The 23,349-nt window shown below is 67.0% G+C and carries 18 protein-coding genes; 10 read left to right on the top strand and 8 right to left on the bottom strand.

Annotated features, from left to right (window positions below; translation table 11 throughout):
* Positions 1-317: 317 nt before the first annotated feature.
* From AAF481_02390 to leuS, 5 genes are all read left to right on the top strand, one after another.
* Complete coding sequence (locus AAF481_02390; GenBank protein MEM7479997.1) at positions 318-2,345, top strand: hypothetical protein; 2,028 nt, start codon at positions 318-320, stop codon at positions 2,343-2,345.
* A gap of 168 nt (positions 2,346-2,513) precedes the next feature.
* On the top strand, positions 2,514-4,646 hold the full coding sequence (locus tag AAF481_02385; protein ID MEM7479996.1) for a 3-hydroxyacyl-CoA dehydrogenase NAD-binding domain-containing protein: 2,133 nt from the start codon (positions 2,514-2,516) through the stop codon (positions 4,644-4,646).
* A gap of 17 nt (positions 4,647-4,663) precedes the next feature.
* Positions 4,664-5,362, top strand: coding sequence for a hypothetical protein (locus AAF481_02380; GenBank protein ID MEM7479995.1), 699 nt, complete (start codon positions 4,664-4,666; stop codon positions 5,360-5,362).
* A 12-nt stretch (positions 5,363-5,374) separates the two neighbouring features.
* Positions 5,375-5,557 (top strand): hypothetical protein, encoded by a 183-nt coding sequence (locus AAF481_02375; GenBank protein MEM7479994.1) that lies wholly within the window; start codon positions 5,375-5,377, stop codon positions 5,555-5,557.
* A gap of 82 nt (positions 5,558-5,639) precedes the next feature.
* Entirely contained in the window at positions 5,640-8,117 is a 2,478-nt protein-coding gene (gene leuS / locus AAF481_02370; protein MEM7479993.1) for a leucine--tRNA ligase, read from the top strand.
* Between the two features lie 314 nt (positions 8,118-8,431).
* On the opposite strand, the gene AAF481_02365 is transcribed toward leuS, so the two are convergent.
* Positions 8,432-8,851, bottom strand: a complete 420-nt coding sequence (locus tag AAF481_02365) for a glutaredoxin family protein (GenBank protein MEM7479992.1) — start codon at positions 8,849-8,851, stop codon at positions 8,432-8,434.
* Positions 8,852-9,118: 267 nt separating this feature from the next.
* On the opposite strand from AAF481_02365, the gene AAF481_02360 reads away from it, so the two are divergent.
* Both AAF481_02360 and AAF481_02355 read left to right on the top strand, forming a co-directional pair.
* Entirely contained in the window at positions 9,119-9,838 is a 720-nt protein-coding gene (locus tag AAF481_02360; GenBank protein MEM7479991.1) for a hypothetical protein, read from the top strand.
* On the top strand, positions 9,835-10,554 hold the full coding sequence (locus tag AAF481_02355; GenBank protein MEM7479990.1) for a uracil-DNA glycosylase family protein: 720 nt from the start codon (positions 9,835-9,837) through the stop codon (positions 10,552-10,554). Before AAF481_02360 ends, AAF481_02355 begins: the two co-directional genes overlap by 4 nt.
* 211 nt (positions 10,555-10,765) lie before the next feature.
* Here AAF481_02355 and AAF481_02350 read toward each other — a convergent pair whose 3' ends face one another.
* On the bottom strand, positions 10,766-12,859 hold the full coding sequence (locus tag AAF481_02350) for an STT3 domain-containing protein (protein MEM7479989.1): 2,094 nt from the start codon (positions 12,857-12,859) through the stop codon (positions 10,766-10,768).
* Positions 12,860-12,941: 82 nt separating this feature from the next.
* Here AAF481_02350 and ansA point away from each other — a divergent pair, with 82 nt between their 5' ends.
* Positions 12,942-13,982, top strand: coding sequence for an asparaginase (ansA, locus tag AAF481_02345; protein ID MEM7479988.1), 1,041 nt, complete (start codon positions 12,942-12,944; stop codon positions 13,980-13,982).
* Between the two features lie 139 nt (positions 13,983-14,121).
* On the opposite strand, the gene AAF481_02340 is transcribed toward ansA, so the two are convergent.
* Entirely contained in the window at positions 14,122-16,167 is a 2,046-nt protein-coding gene (locus tag AAF481_02340) for a hypothetical protein (protein ID MEM7479987.1), read from the bottom strand.
* A 77-nt stretch (positions 16,168-16,244) separates the two neighbouring features.
* Between AAF481_02340 and AAF481_02335 the strand changes: the two genes are divergently transcribed.
* Positions 16,245-16,703: a YHS domain-containing (seleno)protein gene (locus AAF481_02335; GenBank protein MEM7479986.1), complete on the top strand. Its 459-nt coding sequence runs from the start codon at positions 16,245-16,247 to the stop codon at positions 16,701-16,703.
* 45 nt (positions 16,704-16,748) lie between these two features.
* Positions 16,749-18,041, top strand: a complete 1,293-nt coding sequence (locus tag AAF481_02330; protein MEM7479985.1) for a glycosyltransferase family 87 protein — start codon at positions 16,749-16,751, stop codon at positions 18,039-18,041.
* Between the two features lie 251 nt (positions 18,042-18,292).
* On the opposite strand, the gene AAF481_02325 is transcribed toward AAF481_02330, so the two are convergent.
* The 5 genes from AAF481_02325 to AAF481_02305 form a co-directional block, all read right to left on the bottom strand.
* Positions 18,293-19,132 carry a MoxR family ATPase gene (locus tag AAF481_02325; GenBank protein MEM7479984.1) on the bottom strand — a complete coding sequence of 280 codons (840 nt, stop codon included), beginning with the start codon at positions 19,130-19,132 and terminating at the stop codon, positions 18,293-18,295.
* Positions 19,133-19,217: 85 nt separating this feature from the next.
* Entirely contained in the window at positions 19,218-20,126 is a 909-nt protein-coding gene (locus tag AAF481_02320; GenBank protein MEM7479983.1) for a hypothetical protein, read from the bottom strand.
* Between the two features lie 265 nt (positions 20,127-20,391).
* On the bottom strand, positions 20,392-20,988 hold the full coding sequence (locus AAF481_02315) for a DUF2911 domain-containing protein (GenBank protein ID MEM7479982.1): 597 nt from the start codon (positions 20,986-20,988) through the stop codon (positions 20,392-20,394).
* 93 nt (positions 20,989-21,081) lie between these two features.
* On the bottom strand, positions 21,082-22,425 hold the full coding sequence (locus tag AAF481_02310; protein ID MEM7479981.1) for a DUF2330 domain-containing protein: 1,344 nt from the start codon (positions 22,423-22,425) through the stop codon (positions 21,082-21,084).
* A 19-nt stretch (positions 22,426-22,444) separates the two neighbouring features.
* A complete protein-coding gene (locus AAF481_02305) occupies positions 22,445-23,188 on the bottom strand; it encodes an RnfABCDGE type electron transport complex subunit D (GenBank protein ID MEM7479980.1) in 744 nt (247 codons plus the stop codon).
* Between the last annotated feature and the right edge of the window lie 161 nt (positions 23,189-23,349).

The following is a 23,349-nucleotide window of genomic DNA, read 5'->3' as shown; positions in this document are numbered from 1 at the left end:
CCTAGACACACCGTGAGTGATCGCAGGACGAGTTCCCGGCCCCTCACGATGGTGATAAATGTTAATGCGACATATTTTATTCATCCCAAGTGGTATGTCAAGTGGATTGGTCAGAGAGTAGAAAAGTGATTTGTTTGTATATATTTGGACGATTTTTTGACGTCCTTCTCTCGGTTCTCCTGGGGGCGATGAGCGGGACGGGTGGAGGTTGGCCCTCGATCTGGTCTATGATTCCATCTCATATCGAAGTCCCGGTTCTGCTGACAGCCCGACGGTTTCTAAGTCAGAATCTTCCGTATTCGCAGAGGATTTGATCTATGCGCTTTCTTCACTTCCTGTGGTCTGTCTCCCTGCTGGTGTCGGTGGTTCTGCCGGTGTCCGGTCAGCTTTCTACCGTCGGCGGCGAGATCGAGGTCAGCCGGGAATTGGGCGGCATCGTCCAGGGGCCCGGTGCGGCGGGCAGCGGAGCCGGCGAAGTGTCGGTGATTTGGACCGGTGAGTGCGATGTGCCGGGATTGTGCGGGCGGATCTTCGGCGCCGATGGCGTCGCCCAGGGGCCGGAGTCGCCACGCGCGGTCTCGACCGGAGCCTTCCCCTCGCCGCCGGCGACGGCCCTGCTGCCCGGCGGCGAGATGCTGGTGGTGTGGTCCCGCCTCGATGCCAGCTTCACCGGCGACGTGGTGTCCCGGCGGTTCGATGGCGCCGGCAATCCCCTGGGTCCGGAGACCCTGGTGGCGGCCCAGGTCGGCCGTCTCCTTGGCAGTCCGGACGTGGTGGCCTTGCCCGCCGGTGGCTTTGCGGTGGTGTGGGAGAACCTGCGCTTCGAAGGCGAGATCGACGAGATTCCCCAGTACAGCGGCGTGGCCATCGAGGGCCGGCTACTCAACGTTTCCGGCGCACCGGCCGGAGCGGTCTTCCGGGTGGACGATCCGGCGCCGGACCTGGTCAGCGGCCCGCGCATTTCGGCGACCGGGGATGGCGATCTGGTGGTGGTGTGGGAGAGCTTCGAGTTCGACCTCGAAGGCGACGACGTGCTGGCGCGCTGGCTCTCCCCGGTCGGTGCACCGCTCGGGCCGGAGTTCGTTGTGCCGCTCCAGAACGCCGACATCCAGGACACGCCGCGGGTCGCCGCCGCTCCCGGTGGCGGCGCCCTGGTGGTGTGGGAGAGTCGCGCCGAAGCCGGCACCGGACCGGGGATCTACGCTCGCCTCATCGAGCCCGCCGGGCCGCTGGGAGTATCCGAGACGCGTCTATCCGGCGGCGGTCCGGCGCAGCGCTCGCGGCCCTCGGTGACCGCCGTCAGCGGCGGGCGCTTCGTCGCCGCCTGGGAAGAGGTGTCGGTCTTGAACGGCCGCATCCTCGCCCGGCTGGTCAACGAGCAGGGCTTCGCGGCGGGACCCGAGGTGGAAGTCAACGCCTCTCCGGGGGTGGATCACCGACGGCCGAGCGTCGCCGCCGGTGCCGGTGGAGTTCTCGTCACCTGGCAGCGCCGTTCGCAGGAGTTCACCCGCCGGGTCTTGGCGCGGCGCCTGGCGCTGCCGTTTGTCGAAGAGCCCTGCGAGGCCGGCCCCGAGACGCTCTGCCTGGGTGCGGACGGCCGTTTCCGGGTGGAAGTGGATTGGCGCAACCAGAGGAACGGCGACAGCGGCACCGGCAAGACCATCGAACGGTCCGAGGAATCCGGATTCTTCTGGTTCTTCAACGCGGCGAATGTTGAACTGGTGGTCAAAATCATCGACGGCCGGGCCGCTAACGGCCACTTCTGGGTGTTCTACGGTGCCCTGTCGGACGTCGAGTACACCATCGCCGTGACCGACACTGCCACCGGCGAAAAGCGTTTCTACTCGAACGAGGCCGGCAATCTGTGCGGCCGCGGCGACACGACGGCCTTCCCGCTGGGCTCTGCGGGCCGCTCCGAACTCTTGCGGGTGGCGGTGGCCCCCGAGCCCGGCGGGCTGACCTTCCCGATGCCATCCGCCGCCAGTTCCGATGCACAACCGCTCGGCGCCTGCGGCGAAGGGGATGCGAACCTCTGCCTGCTCGACGAGCGCTTTCGGGTGGAGGTGGACTGGCGCAATCAGCGCAACGGCGACGAGGGCGTGGGCACCGCCATTCCGTTCAGTGACGAATCCGGCTTCTTCTGGTTCTTCAACGCGGCGAACGTCGAGCTGGTGGTCAAGATGATCGACGGCCGCCCGGTCACCGGTCGCTTCTGGGTGTTCTATGGCGCCCTGTCGGACGTCGAGTACCGGATCACCGTCACCGATATGGAGACCGGTGCCACTGCGGAGTATCTGAATCCGCCGGGGAACATCTGTGGCCGCGGCGATACCGAGGCGTTGTAGCCGCCGCCCAATCGGCTTGCCGCGCCATGGCAAGGTCCGACGGAGTCTTGACACACTGCGGCATGGATCCTTACGATCAACAACAGGGAACGCCCTGAGTTCGTAGGTCCTTCCGGCCCCGGTACGGCGTTCCGACGACACGTTTCATCCCGCGAGAGGAGTCGCACCATGGCAGGTAAGACGAAGTCGGCGGCGGTGCCGTCACCGCCCGGTACGTTGACCACCATCGACGGCGTGGCCTGGCTGGTATTCGACGAGTCGGACAAGAAGGTCAATACCCTTTCATCGCGGGTCTTCGAGTGGTTCGAAGAGCAGCTCGCGACTTTGGAGGCGGAGCGGCCGGACGGCGTGGTGCTGATCTCCGGCAAGCCGTTGGGATTCATCGCCGGCGCCGACATCGAGGAGCTGAAAGGCGTGGAGACGCCGGAACAGGTGCTCGGGTTTCTGCAGCGGGGCCACGCCCTCTGCCGGCGTTTCGAAGCCTTGCCCTGCACCACCGTGGCGGCGATCCACGGCGCCGCCCTGGGAGGCGGCCTGGAGCTGGCCCTGTGCTGCGATCGGCGGGTGGCCACAGAGCACCCCAAGACCAAGCTCGGCCTGCCGGAAGTGCAGCTCGGGATCATTCCCGGCCTCGGCGGCACCCAGCGGCTGCCGCGGCTGATCGGCGTGCCGGACGCTCTCGACCTGATCCTCACCGGCAAGCAGGTGCCGGCCAAAAAGGCCTTGCGCATCGGCCTGGTGGACGAAGTCTGCCACCCGGCGAACCTCGCCGAAGCGGCCCTTACGGTGCTCAAGAAGGAGAAGATCGAGCGCAAGGGCAAGCCCTTCGCCAAGCGCGCCGGCGATTTCCTCGCTCGCACGCCGTTGGGCGACCGGGTGGTCTACAGCCAGGCGCGCGACAACGTGCTCAAGAAGACCGGCGGCCACTATCCGGCGCCGCTGGTGGCGGTGAATGTGGTCAAGGACGGCCTGGAGCTTCCTCTGGAACGCGCCCTCGACATCGAGGCCGGCGCCTTCTCGGAATTGGTGGTGTCCGAGACGGCGAAGAACCTGATGTCCATTTTCTTCATGAAGAACGATGTCGAAGGCCGGGCCGCGGCCCTCGCTGAGAAGGGCCGGCCGGTGGAGAAGATCGGTGTGCTCGGCGCCGGCTTCATGGGCGCCGGCATCGCCCAGGTGCTCGCCTACAAGGGCATGCCGGTGGTGATGAAGGACCGCGATCACGCCTCCCTCGGCCGCGGCATGGGTTACGCCGCGGACCGCTTCGACGAACTGGTCAAGCGGCGGCGGATGAAGCCGCCGGTGCGCGAGATCGCCATGGGTCGGCTGTTCGGTACGGTGGACTACAAGCCCTTCGAGCGGACGGATTTCGTGATCGAGGCGGTGTTCGAAGACGTCGGCATCAAGCACGCGGTGACCAAGGAGACGGAGGCGGTGGCGCCGGACAACCTGATCTTCGCCTCGAATACCTCGACCATTCCCATCACCCGCCTGGCCGAGGCGAGTTCACGACCGGAGAACTTCGTCGGTATGCACTTTTTCAGCCCGGTGCACAAGATGCCGCTGATCGAAGTGATCCGCCACCCCGGCACTTCTGAGGAGACCCTGGCGACGACGGTGGATATCGGCCGCCGGATGGGCAAGACGGTGGTGGTGGTGAACGACGGCCCGGGTTTCTACACCAGCCGGGTGCTCGGACCCTTCGTCAACGAGGCCGCCTACATCCTGCTCGAGGGTGCCACCATCGAGCAGATCGACCGCGCCGTCAAAGCCTGGGGTTGGCCGGTCGGTCCCATCGCGCTGATGGACGAGGTGGGTTTGGACGTCGGCCACCACGTGTCCCAGGTGATGGTCGAAGCCTTCGGTGACCGCATGAAGCCGCCGGAGATCTTCCAGGCGATGATCGACGACGGCCGCACCGGCCGCAAGGGCAAGAAAGGCTTCTACCTCTACGACGGCAAGGAGAAGAAGGTCGACCAGAAGGTCTACGACCTGCTCGGCTGGCGCGAGGGTTCCGTCTCGGACGACGAGATCGCCGAACGCTGCTGGCTCCAGATGCTCAACGAGACGGCCCGCACCATCGAAGACGGCATCATCGAGAATCCGGCGGACATCGACATCTCGGTGATCTTCGGCTTCGGATTCCCGCCCTTCCGAGGCGGCATCCTGCGCGAGGCGGATCGGGTGGGCTTGGGCCAGATCGTCGACCGCCTCGACGCCTACGCCGAACGCCACGGCGAGCGCCTGCGGCCGGCGCAGCTGCTGCGCGACATGGCCGACAAGGGCGAAACCTTCCACTAGCTTGTAGGCAAGAGCCGATGCGCTGGATCGACCGATGGAGGGGGCGCCGTTGGAGCCAACTCGCAGTCGTCAACCTGCGCATCCTGCTCGGCTTCGCCTTCTTGCCCGCCGGCTTGAAGAAGGTGCTCGGCCAGCCCTTCACGGACCCGGGGAACTCCGGTTCCTTCCATGAATTCCTTCACGCCTTCTACGCCACCGGCGTGTTCTACCCGTTCGTCGGCGCCGTGCAGCTCGCCATCGCCTTTCTCCTGATGACCCAGACCTACGCCACCCTCGGCGCGGTGATGGCCCTGCCGGTGATCACCTCCATCGCCGTCTTCTGCTGGAGCACCGGCGTCGTCCCCACCGCCGTGGTCGTCACCTTCATGCTCGCCGGCAACCTCGTTCTTCTGCTGTGGGACGCCGACCGCTGGATCGGCATTCTGCGCCCGAACCGGCTCGAGCGGACGGCAAGTGCCACCCTGTCCCGTCCCGGCGCGCCAGTGCCCTCGGCGCTGATCGATCTCGCCCTCTGGCGCCTCTGCGGCTTCGCCATCTTGGCTTTCTATGGTTTGACTTGCCTCCTTCACGGCGGCGTCTATCGGCCTCGGGGCCTCGACTTTCGTAGCCCGGAGTTCTACGCTCTTCCCATCATCGCGCTCTTTCCGGTGGTGACGCTGATCTTGGAGCGGCGGCGCAGGAAGCGCGCCGCAGGGCGCCCGACAGGCTCGGAGTAGGATCCCTCTCCCATGGCTCTCGCATTGATCCTCTATGTCGCCTTCGCCCTGCTGAGCGTCGCCGGCACCGGCTGGGCGGCCTGGCACTTCCGCTCCCGCACCTACGGCATCGTCGCCGGGCTGCTGGTGCTGCTGTTCTATGTCGCCCTCGCCTGGTGGGTGCACCGGCTGGCGCAGTCTTCGGGGCTCGCCTGACCGGCGGTTGACGGTGGGTGTAGAATCCCGCCTCGATCCCCGTACTGGCCCCCAGATTCCTATCCATTCCCAGGTAGCAACCATGAGTCATCCCCGCGACGTCCCCGAGTACAACCCGTCTGAGATCGAGCCGCGCTGGCACCAGCGGTGGGAAGAAGAGGGCCTTTACCGTTCGGATATCGATCCGGAGAAAGAAGCGCACTATGCGCTGACCATGCTGCCGTACCCGTCCGGGGACCTGCACATCGGCCACTGGTATGCCCTGACCCCCTCCGATGCGCGGGCCCGCTTCCAGCGCATGCGGGGCAAGAACGTGCTGTTTCCGATGGGCTTCGACGCCTTCGGCCTGCCGGCGGAGAACGCGGCGATCAAGAACAACATCCACCCGGCGAAGTGGACCTACGCCAACATCGAGCGCATGCGCGACCAGCTCCGCACCATGGGTGCGATGTTCGACTGGCGCCGGGAGATGGTGTCGGCGGATCCGGAATACTACCGCTGGACCCAGTGGCTCTTCACCCAGCTCTTGGAGCACGATCTGGCCTACCGCAAGCGGGCGCCGGTGGACTGGTGCCCGTCCTGCAACACCACCCTGGCCCGCGAGCAGGTGATCGGCGACGACCGTCACTGCGAACGCTGCGGCACGCCGGTGGTGCGTAAGGAACTGGCCCAGTGGTTCTTCCGCACCACCCGCTACGTCGAGGAGCTGCTCGACTTCGAAGGCATCGATTGGCCGGAGCGGGTGCAAACTCTCCAGAATCGCTGGATCGGGCGCTCTGAGGGGGCTGCGGTGGAGTTCCAAACGGAAGGCGACGCGGATCTCGAAGTGTTCACCACCCGGCCGGACACCCTGTGGGGAGTGACCTTCATGGTGCTGGCGCCGGAGCACCCGCTGGTCGAGACTCTGACCACCGACGAGCGGCGCGCCGCCGTCGAAGCCTATGTCACCGAGGCGGGCCGCCAGACGGACGTCCAGCGGGAGTCTGCCGACCGCGAGAAGACCGGCGTGTTCACGGGCGGCTACGCGGTCAATCCGGTGAACGGCGAACGAGTGCCGGTGTGGATCGCCGACTACGTTCTGATGACCTACGGTACCGGCGCGATCATGGCGGTGCCGGCTCACGACCAGCGGGACTTCGAATTCGCCCGCCGGTTCGATTTGGAGATCCGGCCGGTGGTGGAGCCGGCGGGCGATGAGAACCTCGATCCGGCGACGATGACCGAGGCGGTGCCGGCCCACGGCACGATGACCGCCTCCGGCGAGCTGTCCGGCACCCCGGCGGACCGGGCGGTGCCGGACACCATCGCGTATCTCGACGAGCGCGGCATCGGCCGCCGCTCCGTGACCTACCGGCTGCGGGACTGGCTGGTCTCCCGGCAGCGCTATTGGGGGGCGCCGATTCCGGTGATCTACTGCCCGAACTGTGGCGCCGTGCCGGTGCCGGCGGAGGACTTGCCGGTGTGCTTGCCGCAGGAGGTCGAGTGGCTGCCGACCGGCGAGAGCCCGTTGAAGCTCCACCCGACCTGGAAGAACGTCGACTGCCCGCGCTGCGGAGCGGCCGGCGAGCGCGACACGGACACCATGGACACCTTTGTCGACTCGTCCTGGTACCACCTGCGCTACTTGACCTTCAAGGGCCGGCCGGGGAATCGCGACGGCCACCTTTTCGACCGCGACGAGTACGCCTACTGGATGCCCGTGGACACCTACACTGGGGGCATCGAGCACGCCACCATGCACTTGATCTACACGCGCTTTTTTCACAAGGCGTGCCGCGACATGGGGATCACCGCCGGCGACGAGCCGATGCTGCAGCTACGCAACCAGGGCATCATTCTCGGCGAGGACTCGGAAAAGATGTCCAAGAGCCGCGGCAACGTGGTGGCGCCGGACGAACTGGTGGAGCAGTACGGCAGCGACGCGCTGCGCGCGTTCTTGATGTTCTTCGCCCGTTGGGAGCAGGGGGCACCCTGGTCGAGCGCCGGCATCGAGGGCACCGCCCGCTGGCTGCGGCGCTCTTGGGGGTTGGTGCTGGCGCCGCCGGCGGTGTCCGACAAGGCGCCGGCCCTGGCCCGGGATCTGCGCCGCAAGGTGCACCAGACCCTGGAGGCGGTGACCCGCGACTTCGAGACCTTCCAGTTCAACACCACCGTGTCGGCGTTGATGGAGCTGCTGAACGAGATGTCCCGCATCGCCCAGGAAGGCGGCGCCGCGGGCGAGGCCTGGGATGAGGCGATTTCGATCTATCTGCGGATGTTGGCGCCGATCGCGCCGCACTTCGCCGACGAGCTCTGGCGGCGCATTGGAAACCAGGAGTCCGTCCACCTCGCCGCCTGGCCGGAACTCGACGAAGCGGCCACCGAGGAGGACGAAATCACCTTGGTGGTGCAGGTCAACGGCAAGGTGCGGGATCGCCTGCAGGTGCCGGCGGGTATCTCCAAGGAGGACGCCGAGACGAAGGCCCTGGCCTGCGACGGGGCGGCTGCCTTCATCGAGGGCAAGACGGTGCGGAAGGTGATCGTCGTGCCCGGCCGCCTGGTCAATATCGTCGCGAATTGAACGGTTAGGAGCCCGTGGTGAAAGTCCCATGCGCCCTTCGGGTTGGGGCGGTTTGCCACCGGCCGCTACGTTGCCGAAGCTCAACGATGGCACCGCATCGCCTGCGCTTCGACGCCTTGCGGACGGAGGCAAAGCGCTCCCACCGCGACCCACGGGACTTTCACCACGGGCTCCTAAGGGGGCTGTTCCAGCCCTCTGTTCCTACCGTTCCAATCGATTGAGAGGTAGGTAGCGCCCGAAGCGCCATAAGGAAAGGCCCGCGCAGCGCGCGGGCCTTGATGTCTCCATCGCCTGGAGGTGCAGAACGAGAGCGGTTAGCTCTCGTCGCCTTCCTTTCCGCTAGCTTCCAGCTCACCGATCAGGCGGCGAATTTCGGCCTCTTTGTAGCCGCGGATCAGCGTGCCGTCGATGTCGACCAGCGGAATGCCGCCCTGACCGTTGCCCAGGCGGCGGAACTCTGCGTTGCCTTCGGCGTCGGTCTCGATGTCGACGGAGCGGAAGGGCACACCCAGCTCGTTGAGCAGCGTGGTGGTCTTGCGGCACCAGCCGCACCAGGTGGTCATGTAGAGGGTGACCTTCTCGTCGAAAGCTTCGGCCGTTTCCTCGCTGGCGGCCAGTTCGTCGTCCTGCGGGGTCGCCATGGCCGGAGCGGTGAGCAGCAGGGCCGCGCCGAGGAGAAGGGCAAAGAGCAGCGAAGCGCGGAGCAGGTTGGATTTGAGATGGACGGTCTTCATAGGGATTCCCTTCTGTTGATCGGCGTTTGGACGTTGTCGGCCTTTTGCTTCTGTATTCTCCGCTCACGCAGTTGACCGGGTCAACCTCATGTCGATGCATCACCGGCGGTAGCGACCGCCTCGGTCGCTATGTGGTACGTCCGGCCGAGCCGGAGGGTTCAACGACGCGAACGAGGGCAATTCACGAAAACTTCCCTGCTAGAATCTTGCCACCGCTTCCGCACCGATCCCCTCCGACGCGACTTTTCGAGGCCGACCTCCGTACCGATGCGCCCGTTCGATGTTCTGCTTCTTCCGCTGCGCGACGTGCTGCGCGGCCAACAGCACACCTTGACCGGCTACGGCAGCCTGGGGTTGATGGCCTTGGGTCTGATCGCCGGCTGGTTGGTGTATGTACCGCTCCATGAACTGCTGCACGCCTACGGCTGCCTGCTGGCCGGCGGCGAGGTGACTCGGTTGGAAATCGATACCCTCTATGGCGGTGCCTTGCTGGCGCGAATCATCCCCTTCGTGGTCGCCGGTTCCGAGTATGCGGGGCGCCTTTCCGGCTTCGATACGGGCGGTAGCGACCTGGTGTACCTGGCGACGGACTTGGCTCCCTTCGTGTTGACCCTGCTCCCCGGAGTGTGGGCGCTGCGTCGCGCCGCCCGCGCCGGCCGCGCCCTGCTCTTCGGGGCGTCGCTGCCCTTTGCTCTGGCGCCGTTCCTGTCGCTGACCGGCGACGCCTACGAGATCGGCTCCATCCTGGTCACCGCCGTCGGTCCGTGGAGCGCTTCGTCGGAACTGCTGCGCGGTGACGATGTGGCCCTGGTTGCCGGCGTCCTGCCGGCGGATGGATTTCTCTGGGCCGGTTATGTCGGCGCCCTGTCGCTGGGGGCTCTGTGGGCCTTTGCCACTTACGCCCTGGGTGCCGCGGTGGCGCGGGCCCTCGGTCAGAAAGCCATGGAAGCGGTAGGGGCGAAGGCGGCACCGCCCGCCGGATCATGACCCTGCTCGAAATCTCCGCCGACCTGTCGGCGGCACTGCGGCCGTTGACCTTCGCGCCGCCGGTCACCCACGTCTACAATCCTCTCGACCACGCCCGGAGCACCTGGAGCCAGTACGTCGAGCGCTTCGGCGCCGGTCCCAAGGAAGTGGTTCTCTTGGGAATGAATCCGGGGCCGTGGGGCATGGTGCAGACCGGAGTGCCCTTCGGTGAGGTGGCGCTGGTGCGGGACTGGATGGGTATCGAGGGGGCTGTCGAAAGCCCCGTTCGGGAGCATCCCAAGCGCCCCGTCGAGGGATTCGACTGCCGGCGCAGCGAGGTCAGCGGTCGGCGGTTGTGGGGCTGGGCGCGGGATCGCTTCGGTACCCCGGAGCGATTTTTCGAGCGATTTTTCGTCGCCAACTACTGTCCTATGGCTTTCATGGAGGAGAGCGGAAAAAACCGCACGCCGGACAAGCTCCCGGTGGAGGAGCGGGAAGTTCTGTTTGCGGAATGCGACCTGCAACTGCGGCGCACCATCGAGCACCTGACGCCGCGCTGGGTGATCGGTATCGGCGCCTTCGCCGAGGGGCGGGCGCGCCGGTGCCTCCAGGGAATGGACCTGGAGATCGGGCGCATCCTGCATCCCAGCCCGGCCAGCCCCGCCGCCAACCGCGGCTGGGCGGAACAAGCGGAACGCCAGCTCCGCGAGCAGGGCATCGAGCTACCAGGTTGCTGAAAAAGGCCTTCGGCCTATTCTTTCAGCTGCCCTGCTAGCTTTCTTTTCAGGGGGCTGGGCGCCCGCCCGCGGTCCGCCCCTCACCCGAAAACACCAATGTTTTCGGGCTCACCCCATCCACGGCGCCTACGGCGCCGCCTCGTCCGGGGGCGCCCAGCCTTTCAGGCTCGGAGCATGGTGCTGACAAGTTTTTCAGCACCCTGCTACCGGATCAGTCCCAAAGGACTTCGTAGACCAGCACCCGTTTGTCGGTCTCCGGCAGGTTCGACTCGTGGTGCAGCCGGAAGTGCTCCAGGCCGCGGCCGTTCTCGAAGTACAGCCGGGCGAACAGGCTGTCCGCCAGTTCCCGCGTGACATACACCATCCGCAGCCCACGACCTTGCTGGTAGACCACCGGCACCAGACCGTCCAGCCGCACCGGACCGCGGTAGGCGAAGTGCCCCGGCATGCTTCGGTCGCTCCAGCGCGGGTCCGAGAGGTCGGCCCGGAAGCCGTTGCGGCATTCGAGTTGGGAGCCGATCAACTGACAGGCGGAGGTGGCGGTGATGTCGCCGGGGCCGGACGGCCGGGCCTCGGCCGTTGACGAAAAGTCCCAGGAACCGTAGTGGGCCCAGGAGGTGGTTTTGGCGAGAAGGTCGCTCGACACCACCCACCAAGCCTTGGGAGGGCGGCAAGAGAGCGCCCGTTCGACCACGCTGGCAGTCTCCCCGGTGAGGCCGTTGCCGAGGAGCGTTTCGATCCGGCGGCGCGCATCCTCCCGGCGCAGGGCGTGGTGCAGAGTGGTGATTGCTCGTTCGGCACTCGGAGTGTCGAGGCGCACGGCATCGTAGACGGTCTCCTCGGCGCCGCAATCGATCAGCCGGAGGATCTGCCGGGCGAGGGTGGGGTCGTGGGTGGTGAGGGCGCGGGAGATCCAGTAAAGGCGCCGGCTCTGGAAGCTGCCGCCGTCCAGAATCACCGGCCGATTCGCCAGTGCCGAGTAGAGGTAGCCGTGGTCCCACCAAAGATTGACGATGGCATTCGCCGGCGAGGCGCGCTCGATGGCGTCGGCGGCCATCATCACCGCCTGATCGACCACCGGTGTGCGCTGGCGAAACACCTCGTAGCGCGGCATGAAGGTTGTGCCGACGCCGGCGAGGGTGGTCACAGCGATGGCGATCCGCAGCCGCGGCCGCGGACCCAGTCGGCCGAGGAGGCTGCTGCCGCCGTAGGCCGCCAGCAGCGCCAGGGGCGGAACGGCCAACACCAGAAAGCGCATGGCGAGGGTTCCCGCCACCGCCGCCGGCAGCAGCCACAGGCCGAGCGTCGCTGCCAGCGGCCGCGCGGGACCGGCGCGTCGCGGCAGGGCGGCGGCGAGGCCCGCCAAGGCGGCGAGGGCGAGGGGCCAGGAGAGCCGGCTCAACACCTCTGTCGGCGCCAGGCCGGCGAGTTCGAGCACCTGGTCGGTGCCGAGGGGAAAGGACTCGTCCACCTCGACTCCGGAGTAGCGGCCGAACTTGCCGGCGACGGAGAGGGCGATGCCGCCGGCGCCGGCGGCGAGGACGGCCCCGAGAGCGATCAACGGCCCCCGCGTCCGTCCGGCTTGCCGGCTTTCGGGCGGCTTCATGAGTCCCCACAGGAGCAATCCCAGGGCGGCCAGGCCGGCGGCGGCCACCCACCCCACCCAGGTCGCCCGGAAGGCGAGAAGCACCAGGCCGAGCGCCGCACTCCAGCCGGCAGCGGCCGCCGGGCGGCGGGCGAGGAGAGCGTCTCCCAGCGGCGGCACCAGGGTGAGGCTGCCGGTCAACAGCAGCAGGCTCAAGGAAGTGGTGTCCGCCATGCCGGCGTGAGTGTGGGAGACGAGTTCCGGGTGGATCGCGGCGAGCAGCGCCGCAGCCAAACCGCATCCGACGCCGCCGAGGCGCCGGCCGAGAATGAAGACGAAGACGACGAGGAGCGCCGCCAGCACCGCCGGCAGGTAGTAAACCACCGACATCGGCGCCAACCGGCTGCCCGAGAGGCGTACCAGCCCGGCCTGCAAGGGGTGCAGCAGATTGGAGCGCACCGGCCGGCCCGCCGGTGCGAAACTGAGGTCGTCCCAGGGACGTCCGTCGACGGTGCGGGTGCCCACCGCGCCGCGCTCCAGGATCGCCCGGCTTTGGCGCAGGTGGTAGAAGGGATCTCCGGCGTGCAGGAACGGGCGCTCTTCCGCATCGCGGTGGATGGCGTCGAGGCCCGGCGGCAGGTGGGAGACCACATCCACCCGCAGGGTGAAGGCGAAGAGCGCCGTGACGGCGAGCAGGAGAAGCGGTACGAGGCGTCGCATCGAAGGGTGGGGCTCGAGGGGTCATGGTATCCCGTCGGCGGCAGGCTCGCTCGGCATAGAATCGCGCCGCGGAGGAGAATCAGTGAGCGAGAAGCGCGTGTACATCGCCAACACCGGCGGCACCATCGGCATGCAGGCCGGCGCGGACGGCTATCGCCCGGCTCCCGGCTACTTGGCCCGGCGCATGGCGGGGATGCCAGAACTCCACGCCGAGGAGATGCCGGAGTTCGTCATCGGCGAGTTCGATCCGCTGCTCGACTCGTCCAACATGGCGCCGCAGGACTGGATGCGGATCGGCCGGCCGGTATTGGAACAGTGGGACGAGTTCGACGGCTTCATCGTCATCCACGGTACCGACACCATGGCCTACTCCGCCTCCGCGCTGTCCTTCGCCCTCGACGGCATCACCAAGCCGGTGATTTTCACCGGTTCGCAGATTCCGCTGATCGAGGTGCGGAGCGACGCCCGTACCAATCTGGTGACGGCGCTGCAGATCGCCGCCCGTTTCCCGATCCCCGAGGTGTGCCTGTTCTTCGGAGATCGGCTGCTGCGCGGCAACCGTTCGACCAAGGTCAGCGCCGGCGGCTTCGACGCCTTCGAGTCACCCAACTTCCCGCCCTTGGGGCTTGCGGGAGTCGACCTCGAGGTGCGCTCGGACCTGGTGCGGCGACCTCACCGTGGCGCCGCCGACACCCCGAAGCGGCCGCACTTCACCGAGGTCAGGCCGGCGGAGGTGATCGCCCTGAAGATCTTTCCCGGCATCTCCCGGGAGATCTTGCGCAACGCCCTGCAACCGCCGACGGAAGGGGTGGTGCTCGAAACCTACGGAGTGGGCAACGCGCCGGAGGAGCCGGAGCTGCTGGCGGTGCTGGCCGAGGCGACGGCGCGGGGGGTGGTGGTGGTCAACTGCACCCAGTGCCTCTACGGCACTGTCGACATGGACGACTACGCTCCCGGCTCTGCCCTCGGCCGGGCCGGCGTGACCTGCGGCCGCGATATGACCTCGGAAGCCGCTCTCACCAAGCTCGTCTATCTGCTGAGCCTAGACCTCGGAGTGGATGAGGTGCGCCGGCGCATGTCCCTCAATCTGCGCGGCGAACTGACGGAGAAGGCCTCCGCCTAACTCGATCGGAGAAAGAGCGATCTGCTTTTCGAGCAGATCGCTTCCGAGGGCGAAGACCGAGGCGGCGGCTGGCCGCCGGGAATGGGGGTGAGACCCGAAAAATGACACTTTTTCGGACTGAGGGGGGCGCACAGCCCCCTCACCAAATGTATTGGTTGGCCACGGCGCGCCGATCGTGGCCGGCGAGGATGTGCAGCACGCGGATCTTGCGCAGCACCTGAGGCGACAGCGAACCCAGTGGGATGTGGACCAGGCGCTTGCCGCGTGAGACCGCATAGGCGTGCAGCCCACGGCCCGGAGGCCGTGCCGCCACGTGGGCCACCAGGCGATCTTCGCTGTAGTCAATCCCCGCTCGCACCAGTACCTCGCCCGCCGTGCGGGCGGAACGGTAATCCGGATCCAGCCAAACGTCGTACAGGCGCCCCGGCGGCCAGGTCATCAGGAAGCCGCCGTAGGTGGCGCGCAGAATGCCCGGCCCGACCACCTGGCTCGCCGGATGGGTGCTGTAGAAGGCCATGTCCGACTCGTCCTCGTGTTCGCCGAGCCAGGTCATGCGGTAGGGATAGCGGTCCTCCGCCGGTCCGGAATCGAACAGCACCACCACCGATCCGGCGCGCCCCGGGACCCGCCGGAGTTCCCGCACCCACAGGCGTCCGTCGTCCGGCCGGCGGAGGGTCTCGCGCAGGTCGATGCCGTCCAGCAGGCTGCTCGAAAAGGGCTCCGAGCGCGCCAGCTCCGCCGACAGCAGCCCCTCCGCCCGGGCCCGCAGAAAGCGCCCGTAGTCCTCGACGACCAGATCCTCCGGCGGGTAGGAGCAGAGGCCGGCGCCGGGGCGGAAGCCGGAGAGCCACTCCTTCGGATCCTCCGGTGTAGGGCGTTCTTGCAACGGCAGGGCCGCTACCGGTCGCTGCTTGACGCGGAAGAAGCGGCGGCGAAAGCGCACCCGGCGGGTGCCGAGATCGAGTTCGTCGCCGTCGATCTCGGCGGTTCCGATCTCGGCCTCTTCGTCCTGCCAGGGATAGGCCCGGGCCGTTTGCAAAACCTCCCAGGCCAGGTTGTCGTCGGCAACGCCGCGGGCGCCGACCACCCATTCGTAGAGGCCCGGCACGAGGAGGCCCTGGAGCCGGGCATAGCGCCCGGTGTAGTCAAAGAACAGCCGCCGCTGCCAAGGAGCGAGGGTCTCGCCGGTCTGCTGCTCGTAGGAGGCGGCGGCGACGGACCAGACGGTGCGGCCGAGGCGCCGTCGATCCAGCGCCGGACGATCTCCGAAACCTCGCCGGGCGCCGCGGGCGGCGGCCATTTCGGCGATGTGGCGGCGCCGGTCGGATGCCTGGCGGTCGCCCGGTGCCGGATCGACGGGTCGCGGCCCGGCTGGTCCGCGCGGCGGCAGCAGCGAGAGGCAGCGGGCGGTCACCGCCGGAAGATCCGGCTCCACGGGTATTTCGCCGTCGCGCAGCAGCTCCCAGGCGGCGTGGGCGAGTGGGGGATCCGGCAGCAAGGCCGTCAAGCTGCGAGGGTGGAGGTGGCGTACCTCGACGGCCTCCCGCCGCACCCGGGCGAGGGGGATGGCCGCCGGCCGGCGTAGCCGCTCGGCCAGGCGATGGAGATGGGCGGCTCCGACCAGAGCCACCAGGCGGCCGTTGCCCAGAGCGGAGCGCGCCCGCTCAAGATGGTGAGCCATGCCCGCCTCGCGGCGGAGATCGACCTCGCTCGGCGAGCGACCGGCGGCCGATTCCGCCAGCAGCTCCAGATAGCGGCCACCGAGATGCCACAGGGCGTGGGGATCCGGGACCGGATCCGGATGGCGCTCGCGGTAGGGCAGATCGGGGTCGATGAACACCCGCTGGCGGTTCCGCTCCCGCGCCCAGCGCAGCCCTTCGGCCAGGGGATCCCCCGGAGCGACGGTCCACAGCAGGGCGTCTTCGCCGGGCGTTTCCGAGATCACCACCGAGATCGAGGGCAGCCGCCGCACCGCGCGCTCGGCGCCTTCCGCCAGGGTGGTGGGCAGTTCCACCGCCACCGCCGCCGGGTCGAGGGCTTCGAGGGTCGCCCGCACGACCGCGGCGGAGTCCAGGCGATCGTGCAGCACCGGCAGCAGGTAGAGCCCCGCCGCGACCCGCATCGCCCAGTCTCCCGGGTCTCGCAGGCCGCGGGCAATGGGATGGGAGACATCTCGGTTCTGCATCGCTCCGTATAGTACGGTGGATGGCGCCTCGGGACGGTCCCATTCCCCCACACCATGCAATTCCAGGAGGTTTCGCTATGGCACTTCGTGTTTCGTTGGCCCTGATGTTCCTCGTTGGCCTGTTGCTGCCGGCGGTAGCTTTCGCTGGTGTCGATCCGGTGTTCACCGCCACTTTCAGCGATGTGGCGATCCGCGGCTACGATCCGGTGGCCTACTTCGCGGCCGGCGAGCCGGTGAAAGGCAGTGATGATTTCGCCCACCAATGGATGGGCGCCGAATGGCGTTTCGCGAGCGCCGAGAACCGCGATCTCTTCGCCGCCGATCCGGAGAAGTATGCGCCGCAGTACGGCGGCTATTGCGCCTACGCGGTGAGCCGCGGCAAGACCGCCAGCATCGACCCGGAGGCCTGGCGCATTGTGGACGACAAGCTCTATTTGAACTACAACGCTAAGATCCAGGCGCAATGGGAAGAAGATCAAGCGGCCAACATCGAGAAGGCCGATGAGCATTGGCCGAGGCTGCTGTCGGACGATTGATCCGGCGGCTACGGCGCCGGTCGCGACGGGGTGTATTTCTCCGTCGTGATCGGACGCTCTTTCGCCGCGCCGGCCGACGGTGAAGCCCTGCGCCGGTGGACCGGGGTCGGGTTGCTGTTTCTCGCCGCGGTGTATTTCGGACGGCAGGTGTTGCTGCCTTGGTTCCGGTTGGAGAGCTATGTCGGCGACTTCGTCGCCTATTTGGAGGCTGCCCGGGCGCTTGCCGCCGGCCGGTCGCCGTACACCGTGGGCACCTTTCTCTACCCCCCGCCGCTCGCATTCGTTCTGATTCCGCTGGCCGATTTCTCGGACCTGGCGGCTCGCCAGGTGTGGTTTTGGATCAGTCAAGTTTCGCTGCTGGGGGCGGCGGTCGTCGTCTGGCGCTGGCTCGGCGGGGATCGGATCGCTCTCGTAGCCGTTTTCTCGGTGTGGGCGCTCGCCGGCACGGTGCAGGAGAATTTGGTGCTGGGGCAGGTGCAGCCGCTGCTGTTGCTGTGGTTTTCCGCGGCTTTGTGGAGGGTGGGGCAGCGGCCGGCCGGTGCGATGGCGTGGATCGGTCTGGCCGGTGCGTTCAAGATCTGGCCGGCGGTGTTGTGTGGCGTGGCGGCTCTGCAGAAGCGCTGGCGGGCTTTGTTGGTGGGAGCGGTTGTTGGGGGTGGGCTGGTTCTGGCATCCCAAGGGCTTCTCGTCGCCATCAGCGAGCCGCCGTATCGCTCGGCCAGTGCCGGCTTCACCTACGGCTCGCCGGCGACTCCGAATCTTTCGGCGCCGGCGATTGCGCTGCGCCTGGCCACCGTCGCGAACGCCGGGGAGCGACCGGTCGGCTACTGGGCTCGGGGCACCGACTCCGCGAGATTTCGGTTGTCGCCGGGGCTCGCTCGCCTGTCGTTGGGGGTGGCGCTGCTGGTGGGGCTGTTGGCCGGCGGGGTGCTGTGGATGCATCGCTCGCTGCCGCCGGATCGGCTGCTGCTGGCGGCGCTTTCGTTTGCTTTGGTGGCGTTGCCGATCTCTTGGTACCACTATCAACTTCTGCAGTTTCCGGCGCTGGCTTGGTTGTTGGCGCGTGCGCTGCGGGGGAGGCGGTGGTGGAGTGTTGGTGGGGTGGTGCTTTTGGGGTTTGGGTTGACCGGAGGGTTTCGGTTGGGAAGGGTTTTTTCCTGGGTGGGCTTGCCGCCGGAGGAGGTGGTGGGGGCGCTTTGGGTGGCGACTAGCGTGGTGGCGTTGGGAGCAACGGCGCTGGGGGTTTGGGTTTTGCGAGCGACGGGCCGGGGCCGGGGTGATCGCCCTGCGCGCGGTGCTCGAACTCGCCGGATCTCTGACTCGCCGTCGGGCGGCTGATTCCTATCAAGACTTTGCGCCGATTCCCTGGTGGGTGGAGGCTCAGACAGCTGCGCTCCGTGCTCGGGTGATCACCCCGGCCCCTCCGTTGGGAATCGGCGTTGTCCGTGGCTAATCGCGGAGGCTGCGCTCCAGGCTCGGGCGATCACCCCGGCCTCTTCTCGATACCGAAGCTTCTCCGGCTCCTCCTCAGTGGGCGAGAAACCCAGGCTCGAGTTCGGGCGAAAGCTCTGACTCGGAGAATTGGGGGGCTAGGAAAGGTCGAAGGCTTCGGCTTCTTCTTGGCCTAGGGTGAGCTGTAGGGCTTGGTGTACGGCCTCTTGGGGGTGTTCCTGGTCGCCGCGGTGGAGGGTTTTCATGGCGTATCTGAGGATGTTGATGCCGTCGCGGACGGAGTAGGGGAGGTCGGCGCTGTGGGCGGTTCTCAGGAACCTTAGGACGTAGCCGAGGACCTCTTCGTCGGCGAAGGGGACTTGCTCTTGGAGTATGGCGCGTTCTTCGTCTTCTTCGGGAAAGTCGAGGTAGATCTGCGGCATCAAACGCGAGTGGATGTAGTCCGGGATTTCGTAGGTGGAGGCGTCTTCGTTCATCGTCGAGACGAAGCGGAATCCCGGATCCGCCGGAATCTTGATGCCGGCCACCAGGCTGTCCACGTAGCGCCGGTGGTCGAGGAGCGGGGCCAGGCTGGCCCAGGCTTTTTCGCTCATGCGGTTGCCTTCGTCCAAGACCAGGGCGCCGCCGGTGAGCATCGCGGAGACCAGCGGCGAAGCCATGTAGCGCACGCCACCGTCCGGCGCCAGCACCGGCGAGACGATGAGATCCTCCGGACGAGTGTCCATCGTCGCCTGCATGATGTACACGGGCAGGTCGAGGGCCGCGGCGGCGGCCGCCGCCAGGGTGGTCTTGCCGACGCCGGGCTTGCCCAGCAGGCGCGGATTCAATGGGCGGTCGTCGTCGTCCACCAGCGACCAGGCGGCGAGAAGCTGGGTGAGCACCTCGCGCTGACCGACCCAGGGCGGAGTTTCCGTGACCGGTCTCGACAGGTGCAGCTCGACGCCGTCGATCTCATGGGTACTGCGGGAAGGATTCATGGCGGGATCATAGACCGATCCCGCCATGGAAGGGTGGTTGGCTCGGGAAGGGCGAGTTGACCGTCTCCCTTCCCGAGGATTTCACTCAGTGCCCTGGCTGGGTGTTATGGCAGTGGTTGGGATCGGGCTCTTCTGAATGGGGAACGGTAGGATCGAGCGGTTGCTCGCAGTACCACTCGCTCCCGCTACTCGCTTGGGCAAAGTCGTCGCCGATCCTCGGCTCGCCGTTCTTCCACCCGGCAGCGAAGTTGGATGTTCCCGGCAGGAAGACATCCGGGCGGCGGTCGCCGTCTACATCCACTCGCACGAAGCCGGCCACTTGAGGCCGCTCGTCCTTGGGAGCGAAGGACCACACGGCGTTGGAGCGGGCCGGGAAGTCGACGCCCCGGACCAGATCGACGGCCAGGCCGCCGTCCGTCGGGGTGAAGGTGAGCTTGGTGACGAGGGAGAGCGGCGCGTAGAAGCGCCCGCCCTGCTCGTCGTCGCGGATGACCAGCATTTCGGTGATCGGCTGGTCGCCGTGCAGACCGGCGGTGACGCGGAAGGTGCCGCAGTTGGTGCGGATCGGCTTCAAGCTCTCGAAGCGGAGCGCCGCGACCTGGACGCGGGTGGTGGCGACGAGGTGACCCTGGAAACTCTGCGGCTCAACCCGTCCGTCGCCCTGGCGGACCAAGGTGCGGGCGGCGCGGCGGCCGGTCTGCGGCACGAAGACGGCATCGTCCAGGCGCTGGATGATGGTGTCGGCGTTGCCGAAGGCGCCGCGGGGGCGGGTGTCGATGGGCACGCCGCGGAAGACGACGCGGCCGGCGAAGGGCTCCGAGCCGGGGCAGAAGAATCCGGCTGGGAGAGGATCGTGGGCGAAGTCGACGAAGGTCCGGCCGTCGGCCGGGGTGGTCCAGAGGTCCACGCCGTTCTGCAGCGTTTCGGCGGAAAGGGCGGTGGGCAGGGCGACCAAGAGGGCCGTCAGCAGCCAGAGAGCCAGCTTCTTTGACATCACATAAGCTCCTTGTTGCACAAATTCATTGAACCGATACAACGGTGGAAAAGACACGCGGTGGTGAGTCTTCCGTCCAGCAGGTGGTCCTCGTGCTGAGCTCATACACAAGCGCTCACTTGTATATTTCTTTATATAAACATAAAAATATTAAATACTATTATACACAAACCTTTGCGTTGCGCCGCGAGGGCACCCGTGTGGTCAGGATGGAACGAAGGGAAACCCAGGAGGCAGTGGAGCCTCCTGGGGTACCGCAGAGGGATCAGCCGGCGGGCTTGATGGGTACCCGCACCTCGGTCATATGCCAGGAGAGCACCATGTGGGCGCCGTCCTCGACCTTCTCGAAGGAGATGGTGAACTGGTCCACTTCTTCTTCCAGAGTGGTGGCCTTGGCTTCGGCCACCGCGACGTGGGTGGCCGGCAGGTCCACCCGGGTGAACTCACCGTCGACGAAGCGGCCGGTGCCGGACAGGCCCAGAGCGGAGTTGACGTGCACCTCCCATCTTTCCTCGCCGGGAATGGTGAACAGGGAGTAGGTGCCGGCCGGGACCGTCTTATCGCCCACCATCACGTCGCCGGTGACGGTGATCTCGGTGGCCTCGTTGGCGCCGGTGCGCCACACCTTGCCGAAGGGCACCAGGGCCTCGCTCTCTTCGCTGCCGAAGATGTTGTCGCGGCCGCGCAGGTAGGGCCGGCTGTAGACCACGCGCACGTAGGTGCCGTCGTCGAGGGTCACTCGCGCCATGGCCATCGGGCTCGGGCGGCGGGTGGGGTGGAGGTCCTGGGCCTGGGCAACGCCGGCGGCGAGGGACAGAACCGCGCCGACGAGCAGCAGGCGGACGATGTTCTTCTGGTTCATCACATTCTCCTCGGGATCGATGTCATGGATGAGGACGTTCGCGCAGGGCGACCGCCCTGTTCCATTCTACAGGCCGAGGGGACTTGCGAGCGGTTAGCGACCCCAGATCTTGCGCCACCAGGGAGCTTCGCCTTCGCCGTCCGAGGCGGTCGTCGGCACACCGGTGCGCTGGAGGATCTGGTCGAGTCGCCAGCCGGTGAGGGAGGCGAGGGTCTCGGCTTCGCGGCGCTGCCGTTCGGCCAGACTCTGCCGGTACTGGTCCGCCGCTCGGCAGGTCGTGTTGCCTTGCCACGGGTGACGCAGGACGTAACGCCCTTGGAAGTTGGTGCGGTCTCCGGTTTCCTGGAACCGGAGATCGTCGGGGAAGTGTTCGCTGTCGTAGCGCAGGTGGAGACGGGTGACGAAGACGTTGGCGGCGCCGCCGCGGGTGCTCTGGTGGTCTTCCAGCCAGAACACCCCGAGCTCACTCAACTCCTTGGGGGACAGGGGGTCGGCGGCACAGGGGTCGCACCAGGCCATGTCCCAGGCGTACTCCAGGAACACCGCCCGGTGGTTTTCCTTCGCCACCTGGGTGCGGAACATGTCGCGGTAGAAGCGGGCGAAGTCGGTCTTGACGAAGGGCGGGATCTCGTCGCCGGTAGGGAGTTTGACGGTGCGGTAGTTGGTGGTCTCCACCCGTCCGCTGCGGGTCAAGGCGTAGACGAACAGTTCTTGCTTGCCGCGGGCGTTGACCGTTCCGAGGCGAATGGGCAGCATGAAGCGGGGGCTTTCGAACGCGACTTGCAGCGGCCGCAGGCGCTCGACGCCGAGGCGGGCTTGATTCTCGAGGTCCACCCGGGCGACGAAGAAGTACTGCTTCTGCTTCAGGTAGCTGTTGACCACCGGCTCGGCGCCGGGGGGCAGTTTGTAGCCGGAGTCCGTTAGCCAAGTGACCAGGCCGCGGCTCTCTTTGGCGGAGAGAATCAGGATCTCGTACTCGCCCACGCTGTAGGTCGCCTCGATGGTGACGCCGAGGCTCTTGGCCAACTCCTGTCGTTCTCCCGCCGGGGCGGGCGCGCTCATCTCTTGCAGGGCGATCGCACGATCTCGGAATTCGTACCGGGCGCACGGATCCGAATCGAAGTACTCCACCAGCCGCGGAGCGGTGAAGGCGTCCAGGTGCTCGATCAGGGCCGGCTCGGCAACGTGGATCTGCTCCCGCTGGAGGAGCCTCGGTACCGGAATCACCATGGCGAACTCGCGCGGATCGCCGCTGTAGTCATTCGCCATGGTGATCACCGTGCGGTCGCCGTCGCGCACCATCACCACCTGGGAGGCGTCGTTGTAGAGGCGGGCGTCTGCGCGGGCGACATAGAAACCGCAGAAGGCGGCGGCCGGTGCTGCCCACAGCAGAGGGAGTAGCGAGTACAGCAAGATTCTCAGCATCACGGATCGCATGGACGATCTCCTTTCCAATCTAGGTAGCACCGCGGCGCCAGCGGTGGCGTTCTGCGGGCATCAAGCGGTCGATGGCGGGCACCAGCAGGGCGCCGGCCATCAGCGCCCACAGGGGGCCGTTCGGGTGAAACAGGTAGTGCTCGATGTACAGCGCACCGGCTGCGATGAGCGTTGCCCACAGAATCCGTCCGCCGCGCGAGTTCGGGGCGGTTCGCGGGTCCGAGATCATGAAGAAGGCGAAGATCAGGAGCGATCCGCGGCACAGTTGGTGCCAGCCGATAGTCCAGGGATCGCCCAGCCAGGTCGCCCTTCCGAACAGCAGGACCGTGTAGGCGATGAGAAAGGCCCAGGTCACGTCGCTGCGTTTGGCGCGGCGCACCACCAGGTGACCGATACCGCTGACGGCGAAGAGCGCCAGGGCGGCGGATCCCCACTGGCCGCCGGAAATCCACACCGCATCGCCGGGCAGGGCCAAGAGCACCACCAAGGCAAAGGCCGACGGATTGAAGATGTGCTTGCCGCGAGAGCGGATCAGGAACTTGCTGCCGATGGCGAGGATTGCCGCGAAGATCGCCAGGGTGAGCGACGAGGTGCGCAGCAGAAGGCACAGGGACATCGCTGAGATCAGGGGGCTCCTCAAATCGAGGCGTGGCAACCCGATCCATCGGGTCGCCAGGGCCTGGACCGCCAAGGCCGTAGCAACGATCGTCAGGGCCTGAGCGGGACGGACCTCCAGATCGAGGCGGAAGAGACCCCAACCCAACAGGAGGGCCAGCGCGCCGATTTGAAAGAGCCTCGGGTCGGTGCCTCGGGTTGGTGCCCCCGCGCTGGGCGCGGCGGGCCAAGCGTTCTTCGCGAGGGGAGCCTCGGCCGGCGGAAGCAACCGGGGCAGCGCAATGGGTGAGGAACTGGAAGTCGTAGCGG

This window comes from Acidobacteriota bacterium (genome assembly GCA_039030395.1).
Taxonomy (GTDB): Bacteria; Acidobacteriota; Thermoanaerobaculia; order Multivoradales; family JBCCEF01; genus JBCCEF01.
Note: the sequence above shows the minus strand (reverse complement) of the source record. Positions and strands in the feature narration are given on the sequence as shown.

Excerpts from the sequence above, each read along its gene's own strand:
- AAF481_02390 (MEM7479997.1), top strand. The coding sequence starts at position 318 with ATGCGCTTTCTTCACTTCCTGTGGTCTGTCTCCCTGCTGGTGTCGGTG.
- AAF481_02385 (MEM7479996.1), top strand. The coding sequence starts at position 2,514 with ATGGCAGGTAAGACGAAGTCGGCGGCGGTGCCGTCACCGCCCGGTACG.
- AAF481_02380 (MEM7479995.1), top strand. The coding sequence starts at position 4,664 with ATGCGCTGGATCGACCGATGGAGGGGGCGCCGTTGGAGCCAACTCGCA.
- AAF481_02375 (MEM7479994.1), top strand. The coding sequence starts at position 5,375 with ATGGCTCTCGCATTGATCCTCTATGTCGCCTTCGCCCTGCTGAGCGTC.
- leuS (MEM7479993.1), top strand. The coding sequence starts at position 5,640 with ATGAGTCATCCCCGCGACGTCCCCGAGTACAACCCGTCTGAGATCGAG.
- AAF481_02365 (MEM7479992.1), bottom strand. The coding sequence starts at position 8,851 with ATGAAGACCGTCCATCTCAAATCCAACCTGCTCCGCGCTTCGCTGCTC.
- AAF481_02360 (MEM7479991.1), top strand. The coding sequence starts at position 9,119 with ATGCGCCCGTTCGATGTTCTGCTTCTTCCGCTGCGCGACGTGCTGCGC.
- AAF481_02355 (MEM7479990.1), top strand. The coding sequence starts at position 9,835 with ATGACCCTGCTCGAAATCTCCGCCGACCTGTCGGCGGCACTGCGGCCG.
- AAF481_02350 (MEM7479989.1), bottom strand. The coding sequence starts at position 12,859 with ATGCGACGCCTCGTACCGCTTCTCCTGCTCGCCGTCACGGCGCTCTTC.
- AAF481_02340 (MEM7479987.1), bottom strand. The coding sequence starts at position 16,167 with ATGCAGAACCGAGATGTCTCCCATCCCATTGCCCGCGGCCTGCGAGAC.
- AAF481_02335 (MEM7479986.1), top strand. The coding sequence starts at position 16,245 with ATGGCACTTCGTGTTTCGTTGGCCCTGATGTTCCTCGTTGGCCTGTTG.
- AAF481_02325 (MEM7479984.1), bottom strand. The coding sequence starts at position 19,132 with ATGAATCCTTCCCGCAGTACCCATGAGATCGACGGCGTCGAGCTGCAC.
- AAF481_02320 (MEM7479983.1), bottom strand. The coding sequence starts at position 20,126 with ATGTCAAAGAAGCTGGCTCTCTGGCTGCTGACGGCCCTCTTGGTCGCC.
- AAF481_02315 (MEM7479982.1), bottom strand. The coding sequence starts at position 20,988 with ATGAACCAGAAGAACATCGTCCGCCTGCTGCTCGTCGGCGCGGTTCTG.
- AAF481_02310 (MEM7479981.1), bottom strand. The coding sequence starts at position 22,425 with ATGCGATCCGTGATGCTGAGAATCTTGCTGTACTCGCTACTCCCTCTG.